This window comes from Rhodococcus sp. T2V, from assembly GCF_029269925.1.
GTDB lineage: Bacteria > Actinomycetota > Actinomycetes > Mycobacteriales > Mycobacteriaceae > Rhodococcus_F > Rhodococcus_F koreensis.
This window is the reverse complement of sequence record NZ_JARJBD010000383.1, coordinates 1-516: the sequence shown is the minus strand read 5'-3', so window position 1 is coordinate 516 and position 516 is coordinate 1. Positions and strand designations below refer to the sequence as shown.

The 516-nt window shown below is 61.2% G+C and carries 1 protein-coding gene; it reads left to right on the top strand.

Annotation, left to right across the window (positions count from 1 at the left end; genetic code table 11):
* Positions 1-516, top strand: a 516-nt coding sequence (locus P3H15_RS54490; RefSeq protein ID WP_276144899.1) for an ABC transporter ATP-binding protein, incomplete at both ends; no start/stop codon positions are given.

The following is a 516-nucleotide window of genomic DNA, read 5'->3' as shown; positions in this document are numbered from 1 at the left end:
CGGGTAAGTCGGTGTTCCTGAAGTCGCTGATCGGTCTGCTCCGCCCGGAGCAGGGGTCGATCGTGATCGACGGCACCAACATTCTGGAGTGCTCGTCGAAGGAGTTGTACGAGATCCGGAAGTTGTTCGGGGTGCTGTTCCAGGACGGTGCGCTGTTCGGGTCGATGAACCTGTTCGACAACGTGGCGTTCCCGTTGCGCGAGCACACGAAGAAGTCCGAGTCCGAGATCCGCAAGATCGTGATGGAGAAGATGGAACTGGTCGGCCTGCTCGGGGCCGAGGACAAGCTGCCGGGCGAGATTTCCGGTGGTATGCGCAAGCGGGCCGGGCTGGCGCGGGCGCTGGTGCTGGATCCGCAGATCATCTTGGTCGACGAGCCGGACTCGGGTCTGGATCCGGTGCGCACCACGTACATTTCGCAGACGTTGATCGATATCAACGCGGAGATCGATGCGACGATTCTGATCGTGTCGCACAACATCAATCTGGCGCGGACGGTGCCGGACAACATCGGGA